This window comes from Streptomyces bobili, from assembly GCF_002154575.1.
GTDB lineage: Bacteria > Actinomycetota > Actinomycetes > Streptomycetales > Streptomycetaceae > Streptomyces > Streptomyces bobili.
The window spans coordinates 1-4,184 of record NZ_MUBA01000567.1 but is presented as its reverse complement, the minus strand read 5'-3'; the positions used below and the strand labels follow the sequence as shown (position 1 = coordinate 4,184).

The window sequence follows — 4,184 nt, the reverse complement described above, 5'->3', positions numbered from 1 at the left end:
GCTGAACTCACCCTGCGAGACAGTCAGTTCAGCCGTGAGGAAGCCCAGCATACGTAACGCCCCGGACCCCTCGGCCACGTGATACCCCGTCGCCCTCTTGATGTGCTCACGTCGGCACGCCATATTGGTCCGGACCATTGCCGCCATGCCGGGCCGGGAGGCGAAGCCGTGCGACGCGTCGTGCTGTGCGGATGGATGCTCGCCCTGTGCTGCGGCTGCGCCGGACCGGGCGGCGGGGACGGGGGACGGGCGCCGGGCCCGCCGACGGGGGTCTCCGCCGAGGCGGGCAGCGCGACCAGCGTGCACGTGATGTGGAACGCGCTCTCCGGGGTCAGCGCCTACGAGGTGTACCGGGGCACGGCGAAGGTCGATGACGTGCCCGCCTCCGCACACATGTTCGACGTCACCCGCCTCACGCCCGCCACCGCGTACGTCTTCACCGTCCGGGCCCGCGACGACGAGGGCCGGCTCGGGCCGCCCAGCCGTGAGGTGCGGGCCACGACTCCGGCGGCGGTCGCGGCGGACCACTCGGCCCCGACCGCACCGGGCGGCGTCACGGGCCGGGCTGCCGGAAGCCGGGCGGTCCAACTGTCCTGGACGGCGGCCACGGACGACCGGAAGGTGGTGTCGTACGACATCCTCCAGGGCGGGGTGAAGATCCACGGCGTCGGCGGGGCCCAGACGGCGACCGTCGTCACGGGACTGCGGCCGGGCACCCGGTACTCCTTCACCGTCCGGGCGCGGGACGCGGCCGACAACCTCTCGCCCGCCGGCGCGGCCGTACGTCTGACCACCGGGCCCGGCGACGACGGGGGACGGGACACCGCACCGGCGGACTTCCGGGCGACGACCCACCGCGCCGACGGGGCGTACTACATCGACCTGGCCTGGGTGCCACCGCGGGTGGACGGGGTCGTCACCGAGTACCAGATCCAGCTCGACGGGCAGCCGGCCACCTCGCTGGTCTGGGGCGGCACACCACCGCGGGACAAAGCCACCCACAGCTTCTACGCGGGGCGCGAGGCCGGTGCCGGACACCGGGTCCGGCTGCGCGCACGGCTCCCGGACGGGACGTGGGGGGCGTTCTCGGCGGAGCGGGCGGTGACCACGGGGGGCCAGCCGTGAGAGCGCGTGCGCATGCGGATGGTGACGGCAGGGGTCCGGCCCGGATCGCGCAAGCGGGCGGGCCACCGTTCTGGGCCGTCGGGAGGAATCCGTCACCTGCCCGGCCGCGGCCGGAGTGCGGGCCGGGCCGGGGGGACGTTGGCTGCCCCTGAGGCAGCACGGGCGTACCCGACCCTCGGCGGCGCAAGGTCGCCAACCGTGCAGCCGGAGGACATCCGATGCGAACTTCCCCGCTTCTCGCCCGCTCTTCCCCTCTTCTGGCCCGCTGCGGACTGACCCTGGCGGCCGCCGCCGCACTGCCCCTCGCCGTGACCGCCCAGCCCGCCGCCGCGCGCGTCTCGGGCATCTCCGTCAGCACGTCCGGTTCCACGGTGTCCGTGGTGACCAGCGCGTGCTCCCAGATCAACGGCAGCTGGGGCACGGCGGCGCTGCTCGCCAGCAACCAGGCGAACTTCGCCCAGGGCCGCCAGGTCGCCCTGTCGGGCACCACTGTCAGCCAGTCCGCGGCCTGGTCCAACGTCTCCCCCGGCACGCACACGGTCGTCGTGATGTGCTCCAGCGGCAGCACCGCCGGTACCCAGACGGTGATCGTGTCCCCCCCGTCCACGCCGACGATCTCCGCGACGGCCTCGCCCACCCGCGGGGTGATGGGCGGCATGGGCGGCGCGACCCGCGACTACGGCACGGTCACCCTCGTGGCGGGCGGCGCGCTGGTCGGCACGGGTGTCATCGCGACGGTCTGGTTCCTGCGCCGCCGGACGAAGCCGTACCGGCTGTAGGGACGCCGCCTCAGGGACGCCGCAGGGACCTCCCCGAAGACGCGGCAGCCACTCGGCGCGGGCCTGGTGGACAGCGGAGACGCGCTGTCCACCAGGCCCGCGCCGCCGTGTGGGCCCGTCGCCGGACGCCGTTGACATTATGCAGGTAATTACCTGCATAATGGAGCCGTGAACCTCGAAGCGGTCTCCCGACCGACAGCCGGCACCCAGGAGTACGCCATGCCCACCGACACCGCACCCGTGCCGGACTACGTCTACGTCACCTACATCCGCGCGACCTCGGAGCAGGTCTGGCAGGCCCTCACCGACGCCGAGCTGACCGCGCGCTACTGGGGGCATGCCAACGTGTCCGACTGGAAGCCCGGCTCCGCGTGGGAGCACCGCCGCGCCGACGGATCAGGCGTCGTCGACGTCGTGGGCACGGTGCTGGAGAGCGAGCCGCCGACCCGCCTGGTCGTCACCTTCGAGGACACGCCGGACGAGCCGCGGGAGCCGTCGGTGGTCACCTTCCTCGTCGAGCCCCACGAGGACATCGTCCGTCTCACCGTGACCCACGAGAAGCTCCCCGACCGGGAGATGCTGGGCGGCATCTCGCACGGCTGGCCGGCCGTGCTGGCCAACCTCAAGTCGCTGCTGGAGACCGGAGAGGTCCTGCCGCAGGCGCCCTGGGAGATGAACCGCGCGGCACACAGCTGAGCCGCCGCGGCCCTTCCCGCCAGCGACCCGCGAAGATCCCGTGCCACGGGAGAGAGAAGAAGAGCCATGGACACCACCCCGCTGCGCGACGCCCACCGCGCACTGCTGGAGGCCGCCGCGACCGTGGCCTCGACCGGCGCCGGGAACCCGCCCCCCGAGGGCGAGTGGAACGCCGGGCAGATCCTGGCGCACGTCAGCCTCGTCGACGCCGTCACCGTCACCGCCGTCGTCTCCGCGGCCTCCGGCGCGGTCACGGCGTACGACAACCGGGTGGCGCAGGACTCCTGGACCCTGGGGCGGGTGATCGCGCTCGGCGGTGGCGAGGCGGGGCTCCGGGAACGCGTCCGGCTCCAGGGCGAGGCGCTCTGCGCGCTCGTCGCGCCGTTGAGCGAGGCCGAACTGGACACCCCCGTGCCCACCCTGCTGCTGTCGCACGGGCAGGTCCAGGTCGATCAGCTCGTGCCGCTGAGGGCCCTCGTCACGGGCCTCGCGGAGATGGAACTGCCCGGCCACACCAAGCAGTTGCTGGACCTGTTGCCGTAGGGCAGGGGGCGGCCGATCGGTTACGGCGCCTGCTCGGCGGGGTCGGGCAGTGCCGCCAGCGCCTCGGTCAGCCACTGGATCCAGAAGGTCTCCAGCTCGATGCCCGCGCGCAGCACCAGGTGCTGGAGCCGGACCTGCGGGCTGTCGTCGCCGGGCGGGAAGTCCCGCTTCTCGATCTCCTCGTACTCGGCCAACTGCCCCCGGTGCAGGTCGAGATGACGGCGCAGGTCGGCTTCGAGGCCCGCGGTGCCGACGACGGCGGCGGCGCGCAGCCGCAGGAACAGGGCGTCCCGGTGCGGCTTGGGGTCCTGCGCCGCGGCCGTCCACCGCCCCAGTTCGGCGCGGCCCGCGGGCAGGACCTCGTAGCTCTTGCGCTGCCCGCGGGTCGGCTGCTCGGTGGGCTGGGCCCGGATGAAGCCCTCGGCCTCCAGCTTTCCCAGCTCGCGATAGATCTGCTGGTGCGTCGCCGACCAAAAGTAGCCGATCGACTTGTCGAACCGGCGGGTCAGATCCAGCCCCGACGACGGCTTCTCGAGGAGGGCGGTGAGGATCGCGTGCGGGAGTGACATGGGGCTCATCCTAGGGACGCGCCGGGGAACCTCTACAAGGCCGCGGCCAGCTCGGTTCCCTGCTTGATAGCCCGCTTGGCGTCCAGTTCGGCGGCGACGTCGGCACCGCCGATGAGGTGCGCGCTCGCCCCGGCGGCGACCAGCTCGTCGTACAGGTCCCGGCGCGGGTCCTGGCCGGTGCACAGCACGATGGTGTCGACCTCCAGGACCGTGCTCTGCTCGCCGACGGTGACATGCAGTCCGGCGTCGTCGATGCGGTCGTAGCGCACACCCGGGACCATGCGCACGCCCCGGTGCTTGAGTTCGGTGCGGTGGATCCAGCCGGTGGTCCTGCCGAGTCCGGCACCGACCTTGCCGGTCTTGCGCTGGAGCAGGTGGACGCTGCGCGGCGGAGCGGTCCGCTCGGGCGCGGCGAGGCCGCCGGCCGCCCGGTAGTCCATGTCGACGCCCCACTGCCGGAAGTACGTCGCCG

At 73.2% G+C, this 4,184-nt stretch carries 4 protein-coding genes and 2 pseudogenes; 4 read left to right on the top strand and 2 right to left on the bottom strand.

Annotation, left to right across the window (positions count from 1 at the left end; translation table 11 throughout):
• Positions 1-195 precede the first annotated feature (195 nt).
• The 4 genes and pseudogenes from BZL64_RS33700 (at position 196) to BZL64_RS33685 (ending at position 3,143) form a co-directional block, all read left to right on the top strand.
• The gene (locus tag BZL64_RS33700) at positions 196-1,125 is read left to right on the top strand and encodes a fibronectin type III domain-containing protein (protein ID WP_086772898.1); all 930 of its coding nucleotides are present in this window, start codon (positions 196-198) and stop codon (positions 1,123-1,125) included.
• A gap of 218 nt (positions 1,126-1,343) precedes the next feature.
• The gene (locus BZL64_RS33695) at positions 1,344-1,904 is read left to right on the top strand and encodes a hypothetical protein (RefSeq protein WP_086772897.1); all 561 of its coding nucleotides are present in this window, start codon (positions 1,344-1,346) and stop codon (positions 1,902-1,904) included.
• 234 nt (positions 1,905-2,138) lie between these two features.
• Positions 2,139-2,600: pseudogene (locus BZL64_RS33690) on the top strand (SRPBCC family protein); the annotation flags it as partial.
• A gap of 66 nt (positions 2,601-2,666) precedes the next feature.
• Positions 2,667-3,143, top strand: a complete 477-nt coding sequence (locus tag BZL64_RS33685; RefSeq protein ID WP_086772896.1) for a DinB family protein — start codon at positions 2,667-2,669, stop codon at positions 3,141-3,143.
• 20 nt (positions 3,144-3,163) lie between these two features.
• Here the strand turns inward: BZL64_RS33685 and BZL64_RS33680 are convergent, their stop codons facing one another.
• Complete coding sequence (locus BZL64_RS33680; protein WP_086772895.1) at positions 3,164-3,712, bottom strand: PadR family transcriptional regulator; 549 nt, start codon at positions 3,710-3,712, stop codon at positions 3,164-3,166.
• 32 nt (positions 3,713-3,744) lie between these two features.
• Positions 3,745-4,184: pseudogene (gene fadH, locus BZL64_RS33675) on the bottom strand (NADPH-dependent 2,4-dienoyl-CoA reductase); the annotation flags it as partial.